General features: G+C 28.8%; 22 protein-coding genes. 11 read left to right on the top strand and 11 right to left on the bottom strand.

Going from position 1 to position 25,303, the window contains the following annotated elements:
* Positions 1 to 9 precede the first annotated feature (9 nt).
* The 6 genes from LNP81_RS11740 to LNP81_RS11715 form a co-directional block, all read right to left on the bottom strand.
* Entirely contained in the window at positions 10 to 321 is a 312-nt protein-coding gene (locus tag LNP81_RS11740) for a DUF4133 domain-containing protein (RefSeq protein ID WP_230036032.1), read from the bottom strand.
* Between the two features lie 21 nt (positions 322 to 342).
* Positions 343 to 681 carry a DUF4134 domain-containing protein gene (locus tag LNP81_RS11735; RefSeq protein WP_073411870.1) on the bottom strand — a complete coding sequence of 113 codons (339 nt, stop codon included), beginning with the start codon at positions 679 to 681 and terminating at the stop codon, positions 343 to 345.
* Between the two features lie 130 nt (positions 682 to 811).
* Positions 812 to 1,297, bottom strand: coding sequence for a hypothetical protein (locus LNP81_RS11730; protein WP_230036030.1), 486 nt, complete (start codon positions 1,295 to 1,297; stop codon positions 812 to 814).
* Between the two features lie 201 nt (positions 1,298 to 1,498).
* Complete coding sequence (locus LNP81_RS11725; protein ID WP_230036028.1) at positions 1,499 to 2,698, bottom strand: hypothetical protein; 1,200 nt, start codon at positions 2,696 to 2,698, stop codon at positions 1,499 to 1,501.
* A 49-nt stretch (positions 2,699 to 2,747) separates the two neighbouring features.
* A complete protein-coding gene (locus tag LNP81_RS11720) occupies positions 2,748 to 3,626 on the bottom strand; it encodes a helix-turn-helix domain-containing protein (RefSeq protein ID WP_230036026.1) in 879 nt (292 codons plus the stop codon).
* Between the two features lie 348 nt (positions 3,627 to 3,974).
* On the bottom strand, positions 3,975 to 4,583 hold the full coding sequence (locus tag LNP81_RS11715) for a hypothetical protein (RefSeq protein WP_230036024.1): 609 nt from the start codon (positions 4,581 to 4,583) through the stop codon (positions 3,975 to 3,977).
* A 331-nt stretch (positions 4,584 to 4,914) separates the two neighbouring features.
* Between LNP81_RS11715 and LNP81_RS11710 the strand changes: the two genes are divergently transcribed.
* The 11 genes from LNP81_RS11710 (at position 4,915) to LNP81_RS11660 (ending at position 20,775) form a co-directional block, all read left to right on the top strand.
* Positions 4,915 to 6,588: an AraC family transcriptional regulator gene (locus LNP81_RS11710; protein ID WP_230036022.1), complete on the top strand. Its 1,674-nt coding sequence runs from the start codon at positions 4,915 to 4,917 to the stop codon at positions 6,586 to 6,588.
* Between the two features lie 78 nt (positions 6,589 to 6,666).
* Complete coding sequence (locus tag LNP81_RS11705) at positions 6,667 to 6,843, top strand: histone H1 (protein ID WP_072974225.1); 177 nt, start codon at positions 6,667 to 6,669, stop codon at positions 6,841 to 6,843.
* A 321-nt stretch (positions 6,844 to 7,164) separates the two neighbouring features.
* Entirely contained in the window at positions 7,165 to 10,089 is a 2,925-nt protein-coding gene (locus tag LNP81_RS11700) for an ATP-dependent helicase (protein ID WP_230036020.1), read from the top strand.
* A gap of 5 nt (positions 10,090 to 10,094) precedes the next feature.
* Positions 10,095 to 12,017 carry a site-specific DNA-methyltransferase gene (locus tag LNP81_RS27345; protein WP_305070236.1) on the top strand — a complete coding sequence of 641 codons (1,923 nt, stop codon included), beginning with the start codon at positions 10,095 to 10,097 and terminating at the stop codon, positions 12,015 to 12,017.
* Positions 12,010 to 14,634: a TnsA endonuclease N-terminal domain-containing protein gene (locus LNP81_RS11690; RefSeq protein ID WP_230036018.1), complete on the top strand. Its 2,625-nt coding sequence runs from the start codon at positions 12,010 to 12,012 to the stop codon at positions 14,632 to 14,634. The genes LNP81_RS27345 and LNP81_RS11690 overlap by 8 nt, the downstream gene beginning before the upstream one ends.
* A gap of 38 nt (positions 14,635 to 14,672) precedes the next feature.
* Complete coding sequence (locus LNP81_RS11685) at positions 14,673 to 16,100, top strand: MotA/TolQ/ExbB proton channel family protein (RefSeq protein ID WP_230036016.1); 1,428 nt, start codon at positions 14,673 to 14,675, stop codon at positions 16,098 to 16,100.
* A gap of 2 nt (positions 16,101 to 16,102) precedes the next feature.
* The gene (locus tag LNP81_RS11680; protein ID WP_230036014.1) at positions 16,103 to 16,819 is read left to right on the top strand and encodes an OmpA/MotB family protein; all 717 of its coding nucleotides are present in this window, start codon (positions 16,103 to 16,105) and stop codon (positions 16,817 to 16,819) included.
* Positions 16,816 to 17,631 (top strand): hypothetical protein, encoded by an 816-nt coding sequence (locus LNP81_RS11675; protein WP_230036012.1) that lies wholly within the window; start codon positions 16,816 to 16,818, stop codon positions 17,629 to 17,631. Before LNP81_RS11680 ends, LNP81_RS11675 begins: the two co-directional genes overlap by 4 nt.
* 80 nt (positions 17,632 to 17,711) lie before the next feature.
* Positions 17,712 to 18,167 (top strand): hypothetical protein, encoded by a 456-nt coding sequence (locus LNP81_RS11670; RefSeq protein WP_230036010.1) that lies wholly within the window; start codon positions 17,712 to 17,714, stop codon positions 18,165 to 18,167.
* Positions 18,168 to 18,173: 6 nt separating this feature from the next.
* Complete coding sequence (locus LNP81_RS11665; RefSeq protein ID WP_230036008.1) at positions 18,174 to 18,356, top strand: hypothetical protein; 183 nt, start codon at positions 18,174 to 18,176, stop codon at positions 18,354 to 18,356.
* Positions 18,346 to 20,775: a hypothetical protein gene (locus LNP81_RS11660; protein ID WP_230036006.1), complete on the top strand. Its 2,430-nt coding sequence runs from the start codon at positions 18,346 to 18,348 to the stop codon at positions 20,773 to 20,775. The genes LNP81_RS11665 and LNP81_RS11660 overlap by 11 nt, the downstream gene beginning before the upstream one ends.
* 129 nt (positions 20,776 to 20,904) lie before the next feature.
* Here LNP81_RS11660 and LNP81_RS11655 read toward each other — a convergent pair whose 3' ends face one another.
* The 5 genes from LNP81_RS11655 to LNP81_RS11635 form a co-directional block, all read right to left on the bottom strand.
* Positions 20,905 to 21,384: a hypothetical protein gene (locus tag LNP81_RS11655; RefSeq protein ID WP_230036004.1), complete on the bottom strand. Its 480-nt coding sequence runs from the start codon at positions 21,382 to 21,384 to the stop codon at positions 20,905 to 20,907.
* A gap of 157 nt (positions 21,385 to 21,541) precedes the next feature.
* The gene (locus LNP81_RS11650) at positions 21,542 to 22,567 is read right to left on the bottom strand and encodes a Kiwa anti-phage protein KwaB-like domain-containing protein (RefSeq protein ID WP_230036002.1); all 1,026 of its coding nucleotides are present in this window, start codon (positions 22,565 to 22,567) and stop codon (positions 21,542 to 21,544) included.
* The gene (locus LNP81_RS11645) at positions 22,560 to 23,150 is read right to left on the bottom strand and encodes a hypothetical protein (RefSeq protein ID WP_230036000.1); all 591 of its coding nucleotides are present in this window, start codon (positions 23,148 to 23,150) and stop codon (positions 22,560 to 22,562) included. The genes LNP81_RS11650 and LNP81_RS11645 overlap by 8 nt, the downstream gene beginning before the upstream one ends.
* 181 nt (positions 23,151 to 23,331) lie before the next feature.
* Complete coding sequence (locus LNP81_RS11640; protein WP_230035998.1) at positions 23,332 to 24,063, bottom strand: hypothetical protein; 732 nt, start codon at positions 24,061 to 24,063, stop codon at positions 23,332 to 23,334.
* 200 nt (positions 24,064 to 24,263) lie between these two features.
* Positions 24,264 to 25,226 (bottom strand): HTH domain-containing protein, encoded by a 963-nt coding sequence (locus LNP81_RS11635; RefSeq protein WP_230035996.1) that lies wholly within the window; start codon positions 25,224 to 25,226, stop codon positions 24,264 to 24,266.
* Positions 25,227 to 25,303 lie beyond the last annotated feature (77 nt).

Raw genomic sequence — 25,303 nt, 5'->3', positions numbered from 1 at the left:
CTACAATTATCACTTAATAAAAATTCTTCTGCTGTAGACTTTTACATTCTTCGGGATCTGTTTTTTAGCAATCGCCTTCATCATACCATATTCTCCGTACTGACGACTCATTTTGTAAATTTTGACAACCATTACAGTTCCTGCGATGCCGGTAAATGCAACACAGATCAGCGAGGGAATTCCAATAAAAAAGAGAATTGAAAAAACAATCATAAGCCCGACAACACCTCCTCCCAAGTACCATATATACTGAGCTTTTAACCCCTTGAACTCTATGGATTGGTTGATTCCTTTGTTGATTTGATAGACACTATTACTCATTTTTTCAAGTGCTTTTTTCTATTAAACTCCAAAGAAAGATTTGATAACAGTAGCCACTACCACTAAAAAAACACAGCTTCCAAACCACGCAGCCGCAACTTTTCCGGTATCGGGATCACCAGCATTCCATTTCTGGTAGACCTTCACTGCTCCTATAAGTCCGAGCAAAGCTCCAACAGCATACATAAGTTCTGTACCTGCATCAAAATAACTCCTTACTTTTTGATTGGCTTCATTAATTCCAGCTACACCGTCCTGGGCATATCCTTTGAAGTGAAAAAATAACAACAACGCAAATGTGCCAATTGATATTAATTTCATCTTCGAAAAACGCTTTAATTCTCCTTTACATTTTTTCATCACACATCATTTTAAAGTTTCGTTTTTTAATAATAAGCGGAGGAATATTCGCCGTTGCCACTCTATCTCCTTGTCACATAAAGCCATACCGCACCAGAGAGAACAGGGTTTATTCCTCCACTAATATTTTTTAAACAGTCTCATTCCACAAGTTATCAACCTGCTCTAAAGTCAAGGCCAGACTTGTATGTTTTTGAGATTCAGAGACTACTAAATCATTTACTGTATCTCGCAAAGAAGAAATTTTCACGTAGGGGTGCTCAGCAAGAATTAACTTTAGAAAGTTTTTAAATTCTTGTTGAGACAGATTTCTATCTGCACTTTCAGCTGTTGCATCAATGATGCGCGCAGATAATTCTTTTACTTCATCCAATGTTGCAAAAGATTCTGAAAAGGATTCAGATAGATTAGACTTTGAAGTTCCATTTTTACTTTCTGCGAGCGAGGCATCCTTTCTATTATGATTTCTTAAAAACGGAAATATAATTTTTCTTTGGCCAAATAAGACCTGCTTTATTTCAAAAGAATAAAATCGAAAACCTAAAAACAGATACCAAGTAAATAGTAGTATCCCAATTGCAGTTACATAACTGCTCCAAGAAATAGTTGTAAACATAGCCTTTTCATTAATCATTCAACATCTACTCACGCTCTCAACAAATCATTAAAGTGTTTATGATTTATTTTACAACTCAAAGGAACAACAACAGTATTCATTCTACAAGTACAAGATTATCGTACCCTTTTGTACCCCTTACGAACACCTACTTTTACAGGGGTATTTATCTAAAGGTTATAAAATATCTAACCGAATAATTCAATACGTTTTAATTTTTCGAATGATTTTCTCCAGACTTTGGATGGCTATTTCTTTATCCCTTTCTTCAGCATTATAGGATTTACTTCGTACAGATTGATAAGAGAGGTCTTTTTTAAAGGGAGTTGAAAGATATGGCACAATACTTTTGAAGAAATAGCTCATCGATTTTGCCTTTATTATTCTTGTTTCATCTGTGGCCCTTAGAATAAGACCAATTTGATCAGCAGATAATATACATTCAAGTTTACCATTATCCTGTGACTGCCAAATGCTGTTCCCATTTACTAAACTGTTATGTTCTTGAATTAGAAAATTTATTTTTTTTTCTAGATACTTGATTTCATTTGCAAACCAGTATTCTAGAAAAGTAATGAGATTTTGCTGTGAAGGATTAAAAGTGATTTTTAAATTGGAATTAACCTGTACTAACTTTGTATAACAATATAGTACGTTTTCAAATCTTTCGGACAAAATCTCAAAACTGCTTAAGTAATTTGCAACTTTTGTAATTAAATAATCTGCATATTCGGTGTTGTTAAAATTCAGTCTGATGAGCAAGGTATCAAGAGAAGAAAAACATTCTATTTCAGACCCAGGATCACTAAACTCTTCAAGTTCTTTTACCAGCTCCCTTAGATACAACACTTGTCTATAGGTAAACTTGACTTTTTTATTTCCATAAAGTTGTGATAAGAGCAGATTAATAATCATTTTGAATTCTTTATTTTGCTCTTCATCTAATCCTTTTTTTTTAAGCAACATTTCCAAACTGGTTTGAAGCTCCGTTCTCCAGACAATCAGATAAGTGATAGGAGCCCTTTGGTCAAGACTAATAAAATTGGAAAACCTTATTTCAACAAATGACAATAAATCGTCAAGAGCGGTAACGATCATATCAAAAATTTTCACAAAACCAGAACTGATAAACCTTTCATTTTTTCTACTTTCCATTATGCTGTCGAGTAAAAACACGAATGATGAATGGTACTTTCGAACCAGCAGCCTTATCTGGCGCTTACTTTTCAGTTCAAACACTTCTACCTTAATTTGAACTTTAATTTTTTGCGACTCACCGATAATATTCTCGCACAGAACTTTTGAATCATATTCCGAAATAGAACTGATGGAATCTGTATATGGACTAAATGTGTTTACTATTAATGAATCGAACCATTCCAAAGGATACATCTTAATCATCATTATATTGTTTTAATTAAACAATTTCTGGCAGTACAATAAGAGATTTTTAAAGTGTATGATTTTTATTCGAACGATATTCCGATGGTAAAATACTAGTATGTCTTTTAAAAAATACACTAAAATTAGCAGCGCTGCTAAATTCCAGTTCATCAGAAATCTTTGCGATAGAATCTTGCGAATCCTCAAGAAGATTTTTAGCTTCAGTTATAAGGGCATCAATTATAAAAGTTTTTGCTGACTTGCCTGTCCGCAGTTTTACCATTTTATTCAAATGACCTGGAGTTACATAAAGTGCACCTGCATAAAACTGAACATGATGCTGTTTTTTATAATGAATTGCCAGTACTGTCAAAAACTGAATTACAAAACTTTCCTTCCTGCTAAAATCCAAATTTGCATCAGGTACATATTTGGAATAAATGACCTTAAGTTCGTACATAAATAAATTAAAACTTATGCGCTTAAGGTCATTATATATTTCCCGACTTTCTGAAGTGCATTGCAAAAAATACATTAATTTATAGATCATCGACAAGACTGTAAAATCTTTTTCTTCAAGTTTAATCTTGTAATCTGACTGCAGCATTAGTATACTAAAAGCATCAGCAAGTTCCTTTTTGTAGCAATTATCAAGTACAAAATCAACAGACGTCCTAATGAGGTATAACTGAATATTATCTGTCGTCTCAAGATGAGTACATATAGAATTGGCTGGTATTACAAATAAATCTCTGCGTCGTATAACTTTTCCCTGAGAAGAAAACTGTATTCTCAGATTACCGGCTTTAATTAAAAGCACGGAAAAATTAAGAATCTGAAACGGAACTTTCACTTCGTTCTTTACGGTATAGTTCTTAATAACATTTATAAGTAATCCGTCATTTTCCGCGGTTTTTACTTCCGTATTTAATATTTCCTTGATCATAAATTATCATTTTAAGCACATTTAATTTTTAAATTTTGTCTTTAAAAAGATATTCCATCCATATAAAAAACTGAAAATATAGATTAGCAAATGAGCATAATAGCAGCAGATAAGCACGTTTTCTCGGGCATTCTATTAGTCTTCCTTCATTTAAAACATATCTGACAAGCTCATCATAACTAAACAGGTTAATAATAAAATAAAGCGCGAACAGATTAAAAAGGAAAAGTATTATATAGAATATTGGTCGTTTTTTCATGACAAAAAAAGCTTAGATAGTTAGTAAAACTGAGAGTTAAAATCATACGATTAACGATCATGTTGCTGAAATTTGAGCATCACAGCAATTCATTCTCTCTTTTTACTCGTAGTTGATGTCTCCCAATCCCTATCCCTACGTTTCTTTTCACTGTAAAGAACTGTTTCAGAAACAGATGAAATACTCAAAATCGTATTCTTTTCATCAACGCTCAGAGATTGATCAGCACGTTTCCCTATTTCATATTGTATAATATAATCATCTACAATTCCATAGTCTTGGCCTTTTAAAGCGTTTAGACTTACAATGTAATTCTTGACGTTTTCTTGGAGAGAAATACCTAGTAAGCTTTCTTCTACAATTGCAAATAAAGCTACTACAGGAGTCGTTTCCATCACAATTGTATCCTTGGATAAAGTCTGATTATCAAACTTACCTGAACCCGCTTTTGATTGCCCATGATTTACAAGGGAGATGATCTGATCAGATATCCTCTCAGGAACTATTAGAATTTGATTTCTAACTTTAATTTTTCTTGGCAAACCGTTCTTATTTGATTCATAATGAAAGTTTGAATTCACTTCAAGTGAATCTAAAACAGAAGCCCTTGGATTAATCTGCGTTTCACTATATGCGAAATCATCTGTTGAACATGAACAAAACAAAATTGTCAAACTGATAAATAATAAATTTTTCATGATATAAAATGGTTAAGTGAATGAGAATTTCTTCTCAGTTCATTTCACCCGGGTTAGCAGAACTTTTGTTCAACACGATGTTGAATATTTTGCTATTGAATTCGAAGCAAATCTATGAGGATCAAAACAATAAAAAAAGGACATGTTTGTGGATATCCATGAAATCGATTGTCGATTTCCACGAAATCGACAAAGTATTTTTCTTACAATAAGACGTTGCATTAGAAATGTTTGATTATTTTTGATTGCTTTATTTTACAGCAACTTTCATTTAAATGTTTTAATCAGAATCGTGTATTTCATAAACATGAATTCGAAATATCTATACATTATGAATAGTAAACTATATGTACTTCCATTTCTACTTTTAATAAAAATCCTTACGGCTCAAACTCATCTACACCAAATTCCTGATTCTCTTGCCGCAAAAAGTTTTGATTATCTGGACGAAAAAATCTACGAGAATAAAAATAACAGCACTAAAGCCTCACTTTATTTATACTCTTATTTATTCAAGGCAAAAAAAGAAAGTAACTGGAAAGAAATTGTCTACGGCTATCAAAATATCCTTCATCAGTCACCTGTTGAATTACGCCTACAATACGCAGACAGTATGATACATTTCGCTAAAAAATCAAATGATCAGGCATTAATTGGTTCCTCTTTTCTATCAAAGGGAATAGTATATTATAGTCAAAAGAAGTACAATGAAGCATATAATTATTATATCAAAGCAAACGAACATATTTCAAAATCTGGTGATAAATATCTTATTTATAAGGTAAAATATAACATGGCGCAGATAAAATACTATCTTGAATTTTATGATGAAGCTATTTCACTTTTAAAAGAATGCATTGATTATTTTAGAAACCAGGAGCCCCGCCCCTATTTAAATTCACTCCATTCCTTAGGAGTCTGTTATAACAGAATAGGTGATTACGATCTCTGCTCGAAAACGAATCTGTTAGGCATACAAGAATGTGACAAATTAAAAATTCCGGAAATGAAAGCATTTTTCGAGCATTCCGAAGGCATTAATCAATATTTCAAAAATAACTTTAATACCGCTATCAAAACATTACAGGATGTTCTCCCTAAATTAAATAGCAATACTGAATTTGCTAATGAATCAATAGCTAGCTTTTATATTGGAAAGAGTTATTGGAAACTTAATGCACCTTCTAAAGCAATTCCTTACTTTCAAAAAGTAAATCAGACCTTTAACGAAAAAGAATACATCCGTCCAGATTTAAAGGAGGTATTCGAATTATTAATTAAATACTCTAAAAAAAAGCAAGATCTTAACTCGCAGCTGTATTATATAGATCAGCTCCTTAAAGCAGATTCCTTATTAACTGATACAAATAAATATTTAATCGGAAAAGTTCATAAAGAGTATGATACTAAAGAAATCTTAATTGATAGAGCTAAAATTCGCCAACAGCTGATTTATGAGAGATACTATGATATCGTGTTCATAGGAATTATTCTAATTATGTTTTTAGTAATCATCTATTTTACGTATAAACATTTCAAAACTAAAAAACTAAACAAACTAAAATTTGAAGAGTTATTAAAAAAAATTGAGGAGAAGAATGTCCCAAAACCAAGATTGGAAAAATCAGACTTATTAGATGTCACACCGCAAGCAGTTGAAACAATCTTGAAACAACTGGATAAATTTGAAAGGGAAAAAAAATTTCTTGACAAAAATTTGACGCTTGCTAAACTTACAGTAGCATTTAATTCAAACAGCAAGTACTTATCTAAGGTAATTTACCATCACAAAGACAAAGGTTTTGTAGACTATATAAATGATCTGAAGATTGACTATCTGATAAATCTCCTTAAAGATTCTAGCACTTCTCAGAATTATACTATTAGCGCATTGGGCGAAGAAGCAGGCTTTACTACCACTCCCCGATTTACTAATGCATTTCAGTCCAGGACTGGCATATCGGTTAGTTATTTTATTAAACAGTTAAAAAAGGGAAAGATATAACAACAATTTCTTGGTAGTAGCGTTTTGTTTTTGATGCAAAATTTTACTTTTGCTCTCTTAATTTAAAAAAATTGTATCATGAAAGATCTAGTTGCAAAAATCAACGCAGAAATCGAAACATTTAAAACCGAATCAGATTCACTAATTGAAAAAGGTGTTAAAGCCGCTGGAGCAAGAGCTCGTAAATCAACTTTGGAAATTGAGAAACTTTTGAAAGAGTTTAGAAAAGTCTCTATCGAGGAATCTAAAAAATAATTCACCTTACTTTTACTTATTAAGGCCTTTCATATTTTTGAAAGGCTTTTTCATTTTCTATAATTACATTTTTTTTACTCATCGGATTAACAAAAACCATTATTCAGATCAAAACATTATTATTTATTATTTCTAAAGAAATTATGAAGTAAAATTATTTTTTATTCAAAATTACCTTACCCATCCTGTCCTAAAATTAGATACCCTATTTTTCTTCTTTTTTCATCCATTTACGGTTTTCCTCATTTTTCTTTCCCTTACTTTTTCATACATTTACAGATTGAGTAAAAAAATTGAAAATTATAAATATAATTCTGTTAGATGAATTCAGCTTCTTTTATTAATAATCTTATCGCTGATGGTATCGACCCTGAAAAGATAGCTGCTATTACAACCCTTGAAGGTCCTTTATTGGTTATTGCTGGTCCAGGTGCAGGTAAGACTAAAACATTAGTAGAAAGAATAGTCTATTTAATTATTAAAAAGACTCCAGCCGAAAACATCATGGTTGCGACATTTACCGAAAAAGCAGCTAAAGAATTAATTACAAGAGTTTCAAACAGATTGTTGGAATTAGACTTAAAAATAAATCTGAATGAAATGTATATTGGAACATTACATTCAATTTTTTTAAGAATTATTGAGGAAAACAGAGAGTACACTAAACTCAAAAGAAACTATCGTTTATTAGATCAGTTCGACCAAAAGTATTTAGTATTTAGAAATTTATCAAGATATTTAGAAGTTGAAGATTCTACTCATATTATTGGAAGTCACTATGTGAACAGATGGGAAAAAGCAAGTAATTTAATTTACTATATTTCAAAAGTATCAGAGGAATGTCTTGATATTGATGTGCTTTGTAATGCCGATGAAGATGAAATAAGAGCTATAGGTGAATACTATAAAATCTACCAAGAACAGCTTGAAGAAGAAAATGTATTAGATTTTTCAACTATTCAAATAGAAACATTAAAACTATTAGAGAATCACCCAAAAATCCTACAAGCATTACAAGATAAAATTCATTATCTAATGGTTGATGAGTATCAAGATACAAATACTATTCAAGAAAAAATATTATTGTTATTATCTGCTAAGAACAATAATTTTTGTGTTGTTGGTGATGATGATCAAGGTTTATATAGATTCAGAGGTGCAACTATTAGAAATATATTAGAATTTTCAAATAATTTTAAAAAAGGACTTTGTAAACAAGTTTCATTAGTAACTAATTATCGTTCTCATCCAGATATTATAGAATTCTATAACAAATGGATGGAGGAATTAGACTGGACAGAAGGAATCAAAAAATTCAGATACGATAAAAACATTAAACCTAGAAACGGCATATTTACAAAAATACCAGCAGTACTAAAAGTTTCGAGTGATGTTTCATATGAAGAATATTGTGAAGAAGTTCTTTCATTCATTCAAGAAATGATAAGCTCTGGAGCAATAACAGATTACAATCAAATAGCTTTTCTGTTTAGATCTGTCAAAAATGATAAAGTAATAGCTTTAGCTCAATTCCTCGAAGATAATGGTATAAATGTATTTTCTCCTCGTTCATCTTTATTCTTTGAACGTGAAGAAGTACAATTGTTATTTGGGGCATTAATATTCATTTTTCCTAATCTATTTGAAGATTTAAAATGGAAAGAAGATGCACATTTGGAAGTATGGAATAAATACCAATCTTGGAAAGAAAAATTTGCTAACGAAATACGAAAAGACCCTAAAGCAAATGAAGCACTTTTAAAATGGTGCCAAATGAGAGCCAAAGAACACATTGTGTTCTCTAAAAATACAAACTATGGTTTTGCTGCTTTAATATACCAGCTATTAGAATTTCCAATGTTTGGTAATTTCATTGATGTTGAACTTACAGATAATAAAATTCAGCTACGTGCTGCCTATAACATAGCGCAGGTTACTAAACTTTTATTCAAATTCGAATATCTATACAACATAACTGTTTTATCTAAAAAGAATATTGAAAAAATACTTCAAGATTTATTCAACACATATCTAAGATTTATAATTGAGGGTGGTATTGAAGAATATGAAGATTTTGATGAGTTTGCTCCCTCAGGATGTGTTTCTTTTATGACTATTCACCAATCAAAAGGACTTGAATTTCCAATTGTAATTACAGGTTCTTTAAACCTTAATCCATCAAAACAATACGATGAAGTAGATGAAATTCTACAACAAAACTATTATCATAAACCACCATTTGAACCAATTGAAAAAACTAAGTATTATGACTTCTGGCGTTTATACTATACGGCTTTTTCAAGACCTCAAAATTTGTTGGTGTTAACAGCATATGAAAAAAGTGGTGCAGGTAGAAATCCATCAAAATATTTAGAGAAATCATTTGCAAAAGCTATTTCCTGGAAAAGTGATGAATTCAAACCTAAAGAATTAAAATTACAACCAATCAAACCAGTAAACATTAAAAAAGAATATTCCTTTACATCACATATTCTTTTATATGAAAACTGTCCATTGCAATACAAATTTTATAAGGAGTTAGAATTTACAGAGGTAAGAACCGGTGGTGTTTTAGGGGGTAGTTTATTACACCAAACCATTGAAGATATTCATAAAGCAGTTTTACGTGATGAAGTGAAAACATTAACTGATGATAATATTACAAACTGGTTCAATGAAAATTATTATTTACTTTCAAAAAGCCAAAGAACTTATTTACACGAAGCTCAACAAAAAGCTTTATTAACCCAAATTCTTCGCTACCGTGACAATCAAAGCCAAAGATGGCATCTTATAAAAGAAGCTGAAGTAGATGTTTCATTAGTCAAAGAAGATTACATTCTTAAAGGAACTATTGACCTTATTGAAGGAGAAAATGGAACAGTTGAACTAATTGATTTTAAATCTGGAAATAAACCAGAAATAAACTCAAACGATCCAAAAACAAAACAAATTTTAGCACAATATAGGAGACAATTAGAAATCTATGCTCATTTAGTGGAAGAAAGAACGGGGTATATTGTAAGTAAAATGCACTTGTACTACCCAAAAGAAGAAAGTAGTAGTCCTTATGTAACATTCAAATCAAACAAAGACAACATACAACATACTATTTCTGTTTTTGATGAAGTAGTAAATAAGATTGAAACTAAAAATTACGATATGAAACATATCGTTAAATCAGAAAAACAATGTGGGGAATGTGATATGCGCTACCATTGCAACCCAAAACAATATAATAAATAATTTTTATGCAACAACAGCCAGACTTAGGACTTAAAATAGAACAAAAAATTACGTCAGTTGAAGATTTCAATTTTGAACCAATTAAAGGATACCCGATGCTTAATTGGAAAGGAAAAAGACCTTTTTCAACTACTCAATTCTATCCAGCTCAATTAAAAGAGACACATGGTGAAGAAGTAAATGGTTGGTTAAATAAAATATTCTGGGGAGATAATCTTCAAGTAATGAGTCATTTACTAAAGAAATATAGGGGTTTAGTTAAACTTATTTATATTGACCCTCCATATGATTCTAGAGCAGATTATAAAAAGAAAATTGAATTAAGAGGTGTTGGGGCTGCTGGAAATTTTAATGCTTTTGAAGAAAAACAATATACTGATATTTGGACTAATGATGAATATTTACAGTTTATATATGAACGAATTATTCTAATCAAAGAGTTATTGAGTAGTGATGGTTCCATATATATTCAATGTGATCCTACAAGAGGTCATTATATTAAAATAATCTTAGATGAGATATTTGGTCAATCAAATTTTGTTAATCAAATTGTATGGAAAAGAACTTTTTCACACGGTGATTCAGGGCAAGGAGCAAAACATTTAGGTCGTTTACATGATATGATATTTTTTTATAAGAAAACTGAGGCAACCAAAATTAATACTGTTTATACACCATATTCTGAAAAATATGTTAATGATTTTTATAAATATATTGATGAAAAAACAGGAAAAAAATATCGTTTAGTTTCATTATTAGGCCCAGGTGGTGCTTCTAAAGGAAATCCATATTATGAATTCTTAGGTGTTACAAAATATTGGGTACATTCTAAAATCAAGATGGAACAATTATATCAAGATGGTATAATTATACAAACAAAGCCTGGAGCAGTACCGCAGAAAAAAAGATTTATTGATGAATCACCAGGTGTTCCACTACAAGATATTTGGGTAGATATAAATGCAGTACAAGGAGGAGCATTAGAAAATTATAAATATCCGACGCAAAAACCTGAAAAATTACTAGAAAGAATTATTTTAAGTTCTTCTAATCCTGGTGATATTGTGTTTGATTGTTTTATGGGTTCTGGAACTACTCAAGCAGTTGCAATGAAATTAGGAAGAAAATTTATAGGTGCAGATATAAATCTTGGAGCAATACAAACTACTACGAAAAGATTACTTAAAATAGCTAGAGAAATAAATAATAAACTTCAAGATGAACCTAAATATACTGGTTTTTCTGTTTTTAATGTCAATCATTATGATGTTTTCAGAAACCCTATTGAAGCAAAAGATTTATTAATGAATGCATTAGAAATACAAACACTTCCAAATAATGGTATTTATGATGGCGAAAAAGATGGTAGAATGGTAAAAATAATGCCTATAAATCGCATAGCAACAAGGGCAGATTTAAATGAACTTATAACAAATTTTGATTATAAAAAGTTTGAAAAAGCAATTGAGAATAGTCCAAATAAACCAGTCGAACATTTATTATTAGTTTGTATGGGACATGAACCAGATTTAGCCGCTGAATTACAAAATGCACTTCCATATAAATTAGACATAGAAGTAGTTGATATTCTTCGCGATAAAGCAAATTTAGAATTCAAAAGAGATGCGGAAGCTGAAATAGTAATTGAAGGAGGTAAAATTTTAATTAGAGAATTTTATCCAATGAATTTGATGCAAAAAATGTCATTATTAAAAGAAAATGTAGAAGATTGGAAGGAATTAGTAGATAGTATTATGATTGATTTCAATTATGATGGAGCAGTATTCGAGCCACAAACTGTTGATGTTCCTGAGAATAATGAATTTGTAAAAGGGGTTTATTCTATTCCTAATAATGCAGGAACAATTAGAGTAAAAATAACAGATGTATTAAGTGAAACTTTTGAAACTACGCTAAACAATGGCTAAGAAAAAAAATCAAAATATAGATTTTCCTTTTTACATCTACTTAAATCTTTTTTTACAACAAGAAACTAAGAAGATAAGGGCATCATACAATCCATTAACAAAAAAGTTTTTAGATTTTAACAATCCTTCAAATTCAACAGCATATCTAAGAAAACCTCAATTCGAAGCATTAGAAATGTATGTGTTTTTAAAAGAGTTTTGCAACAATAAATACTTATATGATATTTTCCAAGATTGGTTCAAAAAACAAAATCAATTTGAAGGTAGAACTGCTACAGGAATCAATAGTAAAGGACAAGGTCAATTATTTGATCCTATAGAAGATAATAATGTAGAAGATCTAAAAATATTTAATGAGGTTTTCAAACAGATTAAATCATTCGAACAAATTTACCCGAACTACATTTTTGCACTAACAATGGGTTTAGGTAAAACAGTTCTAATGGCGACTTCTATTTTCTATGAATTTTTATTGTCAAATAAATATCCAAAAGATGAAAGATACTGCCACAATGCTTTAGTTTTTGCTCCTGATAAAACGGTATTACAATCTTTAAAAGAAATAGAAACATTCGATAAGTCACAAGTTATTCCACCGGAATATGTGAATTGGTTAGATACTAATCTAAAATTTCATTTTTTAGATGAAACAGGAGATGCTTTAAATACTATTGAAAATTCAAAGTATAACATTATCATTTCCAATACTCAAAAAATCATTCTGAAAAAGCGACATAAAGCTAAAACTCCATCACAAGCTCTTTTCGCTGATACTGGAAAAGCATACAAGGCAAAATCTCTAAACAAAGATTTTGAAGATTTATATGGCTTTGAAATTGATACTGATACGGATTTAATAACCAATCAACGTTTTGCTAAACTGACAAGACTAAAACAATTAGGAATTTATGTAGATGAAGCGCACCACGTTTTTGGAAATGCTTTGGCAGCTGATTTTGGTTTAAAAAACACAGCTACTTCATTAAGAGTTACAATTAATGAATTAGCAGAAAATCTTAAAGAAGCAGGAACAAGTGTTGTTGGTTGTTACAATTATACTGGTACACCTTATGTTGGAAGTCGTCTTTTACCAGAAGTCGTTTATTCTTATGGATTACAAGATGCTATCACGAATAAATACCTGAAAAAGGTTGATATACAAGGTTTTGAAAACATAAAAGACAAAACAATTCCTTTCGTTAGATTGGCTATTACTGAATTCTGGAAGAAAAATAAGGATAAAAAGTTTGAAAATCTATTACCCAAATTAGCTTTTTTCGCTTCTTCAATTGATGAACTTCAAAATGAATTAAAACCGGCAGTAGAACAAGTTCTATCAGAATTAAATATTTCAACATCTAAAATATTAGTCAATGTTGGTGATAGTTCTATAACTACAAACGACGATTTAAGAGAGTTTAAAAACCTTGATACTCCTTCTTCTGAAAAACAATTTATTTTGCTTGTAAACAAAGGAAAAGAAGGTTGGAACTGTCGTTCATTATTTGGTGTTGCTTTACATCGAGAACCAAAATCAAAAATATTTGTACTCCAAGCTACAATGCGTTGTTTACGTTCAATAAATCCTGTTCAACAAGTAGGACAAGTGTTTTTATCTGATGAAAACATCAAAATTCTTGATTCAGAATTACAAGAAAACTTCAAAATGTCAGTTGATGATTTTAAAAATGCAGGAGACAATAAAGAGCAAGTAGAAGTTAGATTGGTACCACCACCAGTAAAGATAAAATTCAAAAAAATAAGAAAGCTTCATCAATTAAAGGATAAAGTAATTAAATCAGAAATTGACTTTGAATTTGAAAAGGCTGATGTTGAAAAATATAAAATTGTTGGTGCAGGTAGAAGTATCATGGATATTTCAAAAAAAATAAGCGCAGACAAAGATTATTCATCATTCAAAGACAAAAGAGACTTTTCAGCATTCACATTGATAGCCGAAATTTCAAGATACTTAAACATTCAACCACTAAGAATAAAAAAGATTTTAGAAGAAACAAAACAAGGAATAGAAGAAACAGTAAATCAAGTAAATGAATATAATGAGTTACTTTACGATTGGATTATTCCACGTTTATTCAATGAATTATACGAGATTGAAAGTTTTGAAAAACTAGACGAAATTGAAATTGAATTAGTGAAAGAACCTAAAGATGGGGATTGTTATAGAATAAATACAAACAAAGAATTACTAGCATCATTAAGTAATCCTAAGTTTTCAGAATTCAAAGAAAAATCATTTCACTTGGACCACTATTGTTTTGACAGTAAACCCGAAAACGCATTATTTTGGACCTTATTGCATGATGAAACAATAGATAAAGTATGGTTTACTGGAATGCTTACTCACGGTCAATCAGATTTTGTTATCAATTACATTGATCCAGTTTCTCATACAGTTAGAAATTATTATCCTGACTTCTTAGTGAAATTAAATGATGGCACCTATACAATAATTGAAGTTAAAGGTGATAATATGATTGATGATGAAGTTGTTAAAGCAAAAGCAAATTATGCTTCTCAATTAGCTGTTGCAAGTAATATGACCTATAAAATGATTAAAGGTTCTGATGCGAACAATGGTGTTGGCCTACAATAATAGAAAGAAAGTATAAGTACAAAAATAACATCAAAACAATGACGGAAATATCAGTTGCTCTAATAATCTTTGCCTTCTGGACTAGTTTTTCAGTGGTTTATTATAAGCGTTATAAGCGATTCCAATTAAATGCTGACAAACAAAAAGCTAATTTCTGGAATAACTCATACATATTTGATATAATCCCATCTGTATTTCCAACACTTGGTATTTTCTGTACAGCTTTAGGTATAACTATTGGTATTTGGAATTTTGATACTACGGATATTCAAGGAAGTATTCCACAATTACTTGATGGGTTAAAAATTGCTTTCATCGCCACAATGGCTGGTATTATTGGTTTGATATTATTTCAAAAATGGAATGCCTTAATCCAAATGGAAATAGAAGAAAGTCCAAATCGTCCAGTAAAACATACTGATGAATTATCAGCAATTAATGCGTTAAGTCAACATATAATTGATTTAAAGGAAAGTTTAATTGTTACTATTGAAAAAAATTTAGAAGAAAAAGTAGCTATAAAACTAAGCTCATTAGAAAGCGAAATTGTTACTTTAAATAAAACTGTCAACGAAAATCATAAATCAGCTAAAGAAAGTATAACCCAATTAAATACAACCACAAACAACTCAAGATCGGAACTTAATGAACAGTTTAAATTGTTAAGAGAAGAAAGTAAAGCAATTGGCAAGAAATCAAATGATAATACAAAAGAGATAATAAATGCAATGACGGATAATAATAAATTCATTGTTAAAAAATTTGATGAATTTTCAGAATTAATGTCAAAAAATAATACTGAAGCATTGGTTGATGTAATGAAAAACGTTACTGAACAATTCAACAAGCAAATGAGCGAATTGATAAATAGATTAGTTCAAGAAAACTTTGCTGAATTGAACAAAAGTGTTCAAAGTATGAATGACTGGCAAAAAGATAACAAAGACCAAATAAAAAAACTTACAAACAACTTTCAAAAGACAACTGAGCTTTTCGATATTTCATCTAAAACCTTATCTGAAGTAGCTTTAAATTCAAAATCATTAATTGACGATAATAGTAAATTAGTCAATCTAGTAGAAACTTTAGAAAAAGTAATGGTTTCTGATAATAAGTTTTCTGAAATTACAAATAATCTTGTATCAACAATAGACACACTAAAGGAAACCACAGATAGCTTTGAAGAAACGACAAGCAAATTAAATGACTGGGTTAGAACAGAAAGAAATTTCAAAGATAGTGCTGATATCATAATTGTTAAACTAGAAGAATTTAGAGATTTTAAAAGTGATGTCTGGATGAATTATCGAAAAGAAATGGATGCTGCTGTTGGTATTATTGAGAAAACGACAATATCTTTAAGTAAAGAGCTTTCAGAAATAGATACTTTTTTTTATGATAGACTTAGTAATACTTTAGAAAATCTTGATTTATGTATTCAACGATTCTTGCCAGAAAATAATTAACTATGAGTAATAAAAAAGATAATTTCTGGATACCTTACGCAGATTTAATGACTGTTTTAATGGTTGTTTTTCTTTTTATCTCCATTGCTTATATGGGTTTAGTTCAATTTCAAAAGAAAGAACAAGACAAAATATTTAAAGATTATAGAGAAACCAAGGAAAATTTATATAAAGATTTAAATGAAGAATTCAAAAATGATTTTAAAAAGTGGGATTTAGAATTAGACAAAGATTTATCAATAAAATTTACAAATCCTCAAGTACTTTTCAAATCAGGAGCGTCTGAAATAACTCCAAAATTTCAACAAATACTAACTTCTTTTTTTCCAAAATATTTGACAATAGTATTACAGGATAAGTACAAAGATAAAATAGCAGAAATTAGAATTGAAGGTCACACAGATAATATTGCCATACACGAAACAAATGATCCTTATATTGATAATGTTAAACTTTCGCAAGATAGATCAAGAAATGTACTACAATTTTTAAGAAAACTACCATATTATAGAAATTTATCTTCTGAAAAAGAAGAAATTTTACAATTCTGGATTACAGCCAATGGACTTTCATATGGAAGAACTTTAGATAGTAATAAAAAGCTCGTATACATAACTAAAGGAAAAATTGATATAGAAAAGTCTAGAAGAGTTGAATTCAAAATAGTAACAACCAGCGAAATATTAGTTGATGAAGTTTTAAAACAAATGAAACAATGAAACTTTACGATTTTAAAAAATTATCAGAAAAACTTGATTTATTAAAATATTCAAAAGTTACAGAAAGTCGTTTTGAGATTGTTCGAAAAGACTTTTCAGAGGAAGAAAGAAGAGGAAATATTACTTTTAAAGAAGATGGTATTTATCTAATGATAAATGGTATTGAACACAAAGGTTATATGTACATCAAAAAAGCTGATGTTGTAAGATTTGGCCAACCTAAGTTCCATATAACAAACTGTTCAGTAATTCAAGACCAAAAAAATAAAGGTTATTTCAATGGTCATTACTTTTGGCACAATTCAAATACCGTAACAATAGAGGACAGAAACACGCATGAGATGTATGAAAATATAAATATTAATTTATGTTCAAGATGTAGTGACCAAGCTAACATTGAAAATTATAGAAGCACACAAGGTTTTTTTGACTTACTAGACATACAGGATAATGACCCTATAAACAATGCTGAACTTGATATGTTTGGCTATGTAAAAGATTGGCGACAAATTAGTAAGAAATTTAGAATTGAAAATGAGTTTACATGTGATATCTGTACAATAAAAATTGAAAATAGAGTTGACCAAAGATTTATTCAAGTTCACCATAGAAATGGAAATAAATTGATAAATAAAAGAGATAATTTACAATGTTTGTGTACACTTTGTCATTCAAATATTGATGAAATACATATTGCTAACTTTCAAAAGAAAAGATCTATTCGTGAAATAGAAACTTTTGTAGAAAAATATAAAGAGGAATTAATAAGCATTAATAATCCATATATAGAGGATTATCTAACTAAGGTTTAGCAAATTTAATAGATTAGTATTAATCAAGTATATTTATAGAATTATAATTATAATAGAATATTTAAGGAAACATTAAATATATGAATAACGAAGTAACTATATTTTTTGATAGTCCTAAACCGTTTGTACTAGCTAATATAAAACCATTAAGTGGGATTGCGGGTTTGTATTTCATTTTTAGCCAATCTATTGATATTCAATACCCTTTCAAGAAATCAAAATTATTGTATATTGGAATGAGTGAGAAAAAAACCAATAGTATTTCAAGTAGATTATCAGGGCATTTTGATGGAAAATCTAAAAATATAGGACTTACTAATTACAGAAAAGTTGAGCCTCTTTTATTTACCTATATCAATTTTGAAATGCTTAATAACATTTGGCATTTTAGGATTGAAGATTTAGAAAGTTATTTTTTATTAAATTTTGTCGAACATTTTGGTGTATATCCAATTTGTAATAACAAGACAGGTTTTGAAATCCTAAACAATAAACTCTCAACAAGTTTTAAAATTGATTGGGATTATTTTAAATAAAATATTATGGAAAGCAAAGTAAAATCGGGTAAAGAGATATTAGATGACTTTTTTAAAAATATTGAAAACATTCCAGATGTCGATAAAGACATTGCAAAAATGCTAGCTGACTTGTACACACAAGGCAAACTTACTGATACTAATGTAAAAAATGAACTCCCTAAACTCCGCAAAATAGATGAAAATTAAAATACAAAATCTTAAAATAAAAGGAATTAGAGGGGCAAAAGAAACCGTAGAATTGCCTCTAAATGGCAAATCTATTTTACTTTATGGTGATAATGGTACTGGAAAAAGCAGTATTTCAGATTCCATAGAATGGTTTTATACAGATAAAGTTTCCCATTTATCGGGTAGCGAAATTGATTTAAAAGATGCAATTAGAAATGCAACTATTAATGATATTGATAACTCAGAAATTACAATTTCTTACAATAATACTAATTTAGATTGTACAAAAGAGCTTGCCAATAAACGTGGTAAACTTGCTTCAGAATTATTAAATGGAACTGATGAGTTTAAAAAGTATTTAAATGATTCTGAAAATGAGAATCTGTTATTACGTTATCAATATTTAACAAATTTCATAGATAATACTAAAGGAGAAAAACTCAAATATTTATCTGACATTATAGGATTTGGAGAGGTAACTAAGAAAAAAGAAGTCCTGCAAAAATCTCATAACTTTGTAAAAAGTGAAATAAAGGCACAAAACTTTGATGCTCAAATAAGTTATCAAAAGCAGATTCTTATTGATAAATTAGGTGCATCTATTAGTCAAGAGCAACAGCTTTTTGATATTATAAATGTGAAAATAAAGCCATTGAATTCAGGCATTGAAATAAAATCAAATAATGATATTGATATACTGCTCGATCACATTAAAAAATCTGTAAATAACAATCTACATCTAGAATTAAAATTTTTAGAGGATACAAAAAATGCTTTACTAATTTTAAAAGGTGAAGCAGAATTTATAAATACTGAATATGAAAAGTATTATACTGAATTTGAAATTATTGCCAATGATGTCGATGCAATAATGAAAACCTATTTGGCAGAACTTCTAAATGTAGGGAAAACGGTTTTATCAAAAAAATATCATAAAGAAAATAGTTGTCCACTTTGTTTACAGGATAAGGATATTAATGAGCTACAAAAGGAAATACAAAAAAGGCTAACTGAAATAGAAGAATCTTCAAAGAAAAAACTGTCTTATGATAAAGCAAAACAATCAGTTGTTAGTATAACAAATGAAAGAATCAAAAGATTGGAATTTATTCTTGCAAATACCGAAATAAATAAAGAAGCAAATAAGGAGATAAAAGAAGCACTTACATTATTACAAAATAAAATTAGTGAATATCAAAAAGCTAGCGTAATAAAAGTCACTTCAGGAGACAAGCTTATTAAAACAGAAGAATTAAAGCTTTTAGATATTGATTTCATAATCCAAGGAAAAATTGGAGAAAGAATTTTGAAAATACAGGAATTTCAAAAAAAAGACAACGCAACCGTTTTGTTCTCAAATATTTCAGCATCAAAAGAAGCTTTTTTAAAGATTCAAAATTTTAACAAACAAAAAAATATTTTAGAGAAGCAACGTAAATCACTCGAAATAATTTATAATGAATTTGTAAAAAAACAAAAAGAAGGTCTTGAAAATTTCATAAATACATTTTCTGATAGAATAAATGAATTTTATCAATATATGAATCCTGGAGAACCTTTTCAAGAAATCAAAATTGTTACAATTGGAGAAGATGATGAGTTGAACGGTATCACAATTGAATACAAATACAATGGAAAATGGGTTTCCCCTCCACAAAAGTATTTTAGTGAATCACATCTTAACTGCTTTGGAATATCTTTCTTTTTAGCATCTGTTGAAGCATTTAATAATGTAAATAAATTCATTGTTCTCGATGATGTTATTTCAAGTTTCGATTCAAACCACAGAAAAAGATTTGCTGAACTAATATTTGAAAAATTTTCTGAATACCAAATCATTTTATTAACTCACGAGAAAGAATGGTTTACCAATATTGTAAGCCCACTTGCCAGGAAGAAAGGTTGGCTCACAAATGAAATTAAATGGAACGAAGTAAAAGGGACTCATATTAAAGAAAAACCAAGTGATTTAAAAGAATCCATTTTATTTCAAATTGCAGAGGGTCGTATTGAAAACATTGGTAATCCTATGCGCAAATACCTAGAGCATTGTCTGAAAGAAATTGCACTGAATCTTGAAGCTAAATTAAGTTTTAAATTCAATGATTCAAACGAACATCGTATGCCTTATGAATTACTTATGGCAATAAGATCTGCTATTAAAGACTCAAGTAAAGAATTAAAAGATGAATATCCACTATTGAATAGAATTGAGAGTTCTGCATTATTTGGTAATGCACTTTCCCACGATAACCCCATTAATGCTAGTACGGGAGATATTAAATCTTTTTGGGCTGATATTATAGAATTAGAAAAATTATTTATCTGTCAGGAAATAACTTGTAGAAGACCTAAAGTAAGTTTGCTAAATTATGATACCGTAAATCATAAAATTCGTTGTGGTTGTGATGCTACAAAGTATGATTGGAAAAGGTAAAAACGTTCTCGCGCCTATAGCCCCGTTTGAGACTTATGAAGACGGTGATTTTTAGCTAAACGAAAATACAAATTAAAACGGTAATTCTATTAAATTAGTAAATGATTATAGATGTGCGGAGATAGTAGGCTATTTTTTCCATATTTTGTCGTAATCATTAATTAGAGCCCGCAGTAACATCTCCCCGTTTTCTCCTAATCCATCATTTTTAAGCCCAATATCTTTTCGCATTTCCAACATAATTTTTGTCATGTATTCTAAACTTTTTTTTGAGTCTTTATCATTTTCAAAATCATTTTGATTATATATAAATTGAAAATAATTAGAAAATGCTTTTATTACATTTGGAGATGCGTAAAGAATATATTTTTTGTAAAATTCAAATAATTCAGCTAATAAATTATCTTCTTTTTTATTTTGCTTTATTTTGTTTTTGGAAAACAAATCAATTATTAGATTAACATATTGTTGATATATTTCTCTTCGTTGCTTTGTGAGTTCGTTAGTTAATTCTTTATTTTTTTCAATATAATATTTTGTTAGATAACCAATTCCTGCACCAATAAAAGGAAGTGAAATAGTCAAAATAGTTAGGCTTGTTTGTGTCATAATCTTCGTTTTTTCGTAGGTTAGCAGTAACGTTCCTTCGCCTTTCGTAGTTTACGACTTACGAAAACGAGTATTTTCTGCTAAATGAAAATACGATAAAAAACGGTAATTACACTAAATTTGCAAATGTCTAGAAATGTGTGTTGAACTAAACCTTTTATACTTCTTCGGTTTTCTGTATCTTTCCTGCGTATGTTCCGTAAGAATTTCCAGAATAGTCACCCGTTTTATAGTAATCACAAAGTAATTTTATAGTATTATCTATGTCCTGGTCAGTTTCAAAAATTATTTTCCCGTCTTTTATATTAATTGGTGCTTTTTTACTTTTTCCTAGTTTCTCAAGTTTCTTTAAGGTCCTTTCATTTAGGTTATTTAAACTTCCTAATTTTTCTAATTTCATTAATTTTTTATGAAAAGAAGGAGATTTTTGAATTTTATTAGAAAGAAGAGAAACTTCACCGAAACAAACGTGTTTTTTTAATGTAACAGCTATTTCTTCTGCTCTTTTTTTATATTCTTCCTGTAATCCAAGTATTTGTTCAAAATAGAATTTTCGTAGAATATAAAACACTTCACCATAAAAAATACAATCAATATTTTTGTCTAAATAAACTGTTTCTCCTTTTAATAATGATAACGTATTTGTGTTTGTGTCAAAAAAAGTTCTAATTGTATTTGATATCCCCTTTTTCTGATTATCGTCTTTTTCATCAATTCCAACTTTACCTGCCGATATTTTTCTAAATGTATAAAATGTGTTTTCACTATCAATTTGAAAACCTACACAATACGCCCACAAACTTTCGGAACTTAATATTTGATTTAGGTTAGTTATTTTTTGAGGTGAATTATTCAGTTGGTTATATACAACATCAGAAAATGAACCAACTTTATTTAACATTGAATAAGTAAAAAGATGTTCAGTATCATCGCTTATAACATCATAATCGACAAAATCTAATTCATTATTTTTTTCAATTTTTTCAAATTGTTTCATTGATAAATCGAACAGATATGTTCGAATTTCATCTGTAATTTCAATTTGATATACTTTAAAGTCAAACTTTTCCAGTACTTTGGCATTGTTTTTTACACCTTCTTTAAGTATTCTTGTAACAAAATACATATTCAAATTAGTTGAAACTGCTTTTTTAATTGTTTCAATTAGTTGAGATTTATCCATAAAATATATTCTTTGAAATTTGGTTTATTTTTAATTCTTGATTTTCATCTATTTCATCTAATTCTGTAATTAATAATCCTTTCCTTTTTTTACCATTTACAGAATATTCAATTTGAAATAATGAATGATTAATATTTAAAATTGGATTTATAGCTATCATATTTGATTTTATGTAAATCAAGAAAATTATAATTAGAACTAAAATAATTGAAATTAAATCAAAAACATCATTTGTGTCTTGAAAAATAAATGGAACTATGTACGTAGATATATAACCAATTGCTTCACTATTTTTATTTTCAACTTCTAATATTTTTACAATTTCACCATTATTGATTTTTCTTTTTAAATTTTTCATTAATAAATAGAGACCAAATAAACCATAAATTGATATTGAAATTAGAAAAATTGATAAACCAAATTTTGAAAAAAATACTGTAATAGCATCTTTGCTTAATCCCTTAAAATTTAAAAAATCTCTATTTTGTTTAATTTGGCGTAAAACTAAAAGCCCAAACAACGGAAGGTACGATGTTAGGAATAAAACTACAAGAGCAGTGTTTTTTAATTTTAATTTTTCCATTTAGTTGTCAACGATTTATTTTTTTTTCCGGATTTTTTTTAAGATATCACCTAACGTCCCCACGCCTCTCGTAGTTTGCGACTTATGAAGACGAGTATTTTCGGTTAAATTAAAATACGATAAAAAACGGTAACTCCACTAAATTCACAAATTGCGTGAGACATGTGTTGGTAGCTGTTTTTTATTTTAATTCCACGTATTTACTTTTCTTATCATCAAATTTCATAATAGAATTTGGGACGATAGATTTAAAATCTTTAGTTTTATACTTAATTAATATACTTGAATTACCAAATGAATCTGAACTTTTTTGCAAGCCAAATGTAAGTTCATAATTGTTTTGTTTGTCTTTAATAATTTCTTCTAATTTATTAGTTTGCAGAATACAATCCTTTCCACCAACTTTTTCAAGAAGTAAATTAAGTTTTTTGTTATCTGCTTCGTTCAATTTAAAATCAATATTTTTCATTTCATTTTTATCAAGTAAAAAATATTGTTGTCTCAAAGAAGAATTCGTTCCGTAATTAAATTCAAAAACGAAGAAATTTTTATTTATAACTCTTTGGTCTATTTTATTAATTGAAGATGAAGTTATTTCACTTCCCCAATAATCACTATTTATTTTATCAAAATCTAAATATGCATAATGAGTTAAACCAAATCCGTCTTCAAGCAATTTATTAATAATAAAATTAAAGTTTTTTTCAGATAAGTTTTTTAACTTACCTTCATTTTTGAATTCAGCTATTTTTTCATTACTCGCTATTTTTTGAGTTTTATCTTCTACATTTTCATTTATGCCTTGTGCTTTTTCAATATTTTTAAATTTTACTTCTTCAGAAATTTTATCATCAGATTTTTTCTGACAAGAAACAATTGAAATTAGTAATGCTGAAATAAGAATTTTTTTCATTTTTTATGTTTTGATTATTTTTTTATTATTCATTTTTTATAATATTTTGTGTAGTTCGAAAATTTCTATCAAGATCATACCTAAAATGGGTTTGGGATTAAATTAAGACTATTTTTCAGATTTGCCATATCATCTCAAATACAAAACCATTTTTCCATTAAGCCAATTAACCAAATCCGTTGTAGTAGTGCTACCTGCAGTTATGATATTCCTTTGTCAATAATGAATTTTGTTAATTCATCAATATCAAGGATTTTGTCGTATTCACTTTTAATTTTGCCTAATTTACAATCTTCAGTTATTGATTTTAGAAAATCGCTAAAATTTTTATTTTCAACTACAAGTCGATTTACTGTATCCCAATCAATTATTTCATTAATTTTTGAAGGGAATAATATTTCACTTTCATAAACATTTTCTGCGTTAAGTTTTACTATGCCTATTCCAAAAGCATTGTTCAATCTCCTTATTTCATCAAGTAAAGCTGGATCATCATCAATGTTTAAGATTACTAAATATCCTTCATTTGCCCAACTTGAATTTGACACAGCTTGAAAATAATATTGTCTAAGATTTGTAAAGTTCAAATTGATTTTAAGTTCAAAAGAAAACAACTTTATCGAACTGATATTCAAATGATTTTGTATTTCTAATGTTTCGTGTTTGTAATCTTGATAAGGAAAATAAACACCAACTATATCAGGATGTAACCATTCATTTTGTCCCTTTGTCCCTTTACTAGAATTTTCGTGGAAAATTGTTTTTGTATTTGCTTTAAAATGCTGATTTGTGAATGTAAAAGCTGAAAGCAAACAATGTAAATCTCTTTCTTTATATTTTTTAGCAATTTCCTTTTCATTTTTTATCTCTTCTTTATCTTTTTCCTTAGAAATTTTATCTAAATCGAGTTTTTCAATATGTTTTCTTAAATAAAACTCTGCAGGTCTTTCATTTGTTTGTATAATCGTTGAAGATTCACCTGCTCTTTGAATATCTGTATAACAATACGCACCAATAGTTGCCCAAGGAGTTTTCCCTGTAGTTGTAAAATCACTTAATAATTTGTAGTCATTAGCTTTTTTCCAAATCTCTTTTGGACTTAATGGTTTTTGTTCTTTTTCTAAAGTAGAAATGATAATATTCCAAAATGTGGTTTTAGCCATAATGTTATTTTTTATAATTGCAGGTAACGTTCTGATAGTAATCAGTGGGTTTGGAACTAAATTAAGCCCTATTTTCG

Origin of the sequence: Flavobacterium piscisymbiosum (assembly GCF_020905295.1) — a bacterium.
GTDB lineage: Bacteria > Bacteroidota > Bacteroidia > Flavobacteriales > Flavobacteriaceae > Flavobacterium > Flavobacterium piscisymbiosum.
Note: the sequence above shows the minus strand (reverse complement) of the source record. Positions and strands in the feature narration are given on the sequence as shown.

Bases quoted from the DNA above. Each gene is read 5' to 3' on its own strand.
- LNP81_RS11680 (WP_230036014.1), top strand. From the start codon at position 16,103: ATGAGTAATAAAAAAGATAATTTCTGGATACCTTACGCAGATTTAATG.
- LNP81_RS11740 (WP_230036032.1), bottom strand. From the start codon at position 321: ATGAGTAATAGTGTCTATCAAATCAACAAAGGAATCAACCAATCCATA.
- LNP81_RS11645 (WP_230036000.1), bottom strand. From the start codon at position 23,150: ATGGAAAAATTAAAATTAAAAAACACTGCTCTTGTAGTTTTATTCCTA.
- LNP81_RS11685 (WP_230036016.1), top strand. From the start codon at position 14,673: ATGACGGAAATATCAGTTGCTCTAATAATCTTTGCCTTCTGGACTAGT.
- LNP81_RS11635 (WP_230035996.1), bottom strand. From the start codon at position 25,226: ATGGCTAAAACCACATTTTGGAATATTATCATTTCTACTTTAGAAAAA.
- LNP81_RS11655 (WP_230036004.1), bottom strand. From the start codon at position 21,384: ATGACACAAACAAGCCTAACTATTTTGACTATTTCACTTCCTTTTATT.
- LNP81_RS11720 (WP_230036026.1), bottom strand. From the start codon at position 3,626: ATGATCAAGGAAATATTAAATACGGAAGTAAAAACCGCGGAAAATGAC.
- LNP81_RS11675 (WP_230036012.1), top strand. From the start codon at position 16,816: ATGAAACTTTACGATTTTAAAAAATTATCAGAAAAACTTGATTTATTA.
- LNP81_RS27345 (WP_305070236.1), top strand. From the start codon at position 10,095: ATGCAACAACAGCCAGACTTAGGACTTAAAATAGAACAAAAAATTACG.
- LNP81_RS11660 (WP_230036006.1), top strand. From the start codon at position 18,346: ATGAAAATTAAAATACAAAATCTTAAAATAAAAGGAATTAGAGGGGCA.
- LNP81_RS11710 (WP_230036022.1), top strand. From the start codon at position 4,915: ATGAATAGTAAACTATATGTACTTCCATTTCTACTTTTAATAAAAATC.
- LNP81_RS11650 (WP_230036002.1), bottom strand. From the start codon at position 22,567: ATGGATAAATCTCAACTAATTGAAACAATTAAAAAAGCAGTTTCAACT.
- LNP81_RS11665 (WP_230036008.1), top strand. From the start codon at position 18,174: ATGGAAAGCAAAGTAAAATCGGGTAAAGAGATATTAGATGACTTTTTT.
- LNP81_RS11730 (WP_230036030.1), bottom strand. From the start codon at position 1,297: ATGTTTACAACTATTTCTTGGAGCAGTTATGTAACTGCAATTGGGATA.
- LNP81_RS11715 (WP_230036024.1), bottom strand. From the start codon at position 4,583: ATGAAAAATTTATTATTTATCAGTTTGACAATTTTGTTTTGTTCATGT.
- LNP81_RS11670 (WP_230036010.1), top strand. From the start codon at position 17,712: ATGAATAACGAAGTAACTATATTTTTTGATAGTCCTAAACCGTTTGTA.
- LNP81_RS11690 (WP_230036018.1), top strand. From the start codon at position 12,010: ATGGCTAAGAAAAAAAATCAAAATATAGATTTTCCTTTTTACATCTAC.
- LNP81_RS11705 (WP_072974225.1), top strand. From the start codon at position 6,667: ATGAAAGATCTAGTTGCAAAAATCAACGCAGAAATCGAAACATTTAAA.
- LNP81_RS11700 (WP_230036020.1), top strand. From the start codon at position 7,165: ATGAATTCAGCTTCTTTTATTAATAATCTTATCGCTGATGGTATCGAC.
- LNP81_RS11725 (WP_230036028.1), bottom strand. From the start codon at position 2,698: ATGATTAAGATGTATCCTTTGGAATGGTTCGATTCATTAATAGTAAAC.
- LNP81_RS11640 (WP_230035998.1), bottom strand. From the start codon at position 24,063: ATGAAAAAAATTCTTATTTCAGCATTACTAATTTCAATTGTTTCTTGT.
- LNP81_RS11735 (WP_073411870.1), bottom strand. From the start codon at position 681: ATGAAAAAATGTAAAGGAGAATTAAAGCGTTTTTCGAAGATGAAATTA.